This is a genomic window from Neisseria sp. P0001.S005 (genome assembly GCF_051963715.1).
The window spans coordinates 1-311 of the sequence record NZ_JBQCTZ010000902.1 but is presented as its reverse complement, the minus strand read 5'-3'; the positions used below and the strand labels follow the sequence as shown (position 1 = coordinate 311).

The window sequence follows — 311 nt, the reverse complement described above, 5'->3', positions numbered from 1 at the left end:
ATGAAAGACATCGATGTACGCGGTGCGAAGAAAAATGCGGTCTTCGGAGAAATCGGTACGGACATCAAGTTTAATGACGATTGGCATTGGATGGCCGCGGTCAGCAAGTCCAATATCAAAGCTTATAATGATGCTGGACAAAAAATCAAAAATGACGGCGTGTTCACTGAAGTGCGCTATAAATCGGCCGACTGGAACGTCCGCAATTCTTACGACGTATTCTTGAACTACCGCCGTGTCGGTTCGTTGTCCGGTGTCTCTTCTGTTGAGGATTACAGCAAAAACGTCCAAGGCGTGCAAATCGGTGCGAC

1 pseudogene is annotated in these 311 nt (G+C 47.6%); it reads left to right on the top strand.

The window, feature by feature from the left end:
* Positions 1-311 (top strand): annotated as a pseudogene (locus tag ACTHSP_RS23420) (hypothetical protein); the annotation flags it as partial.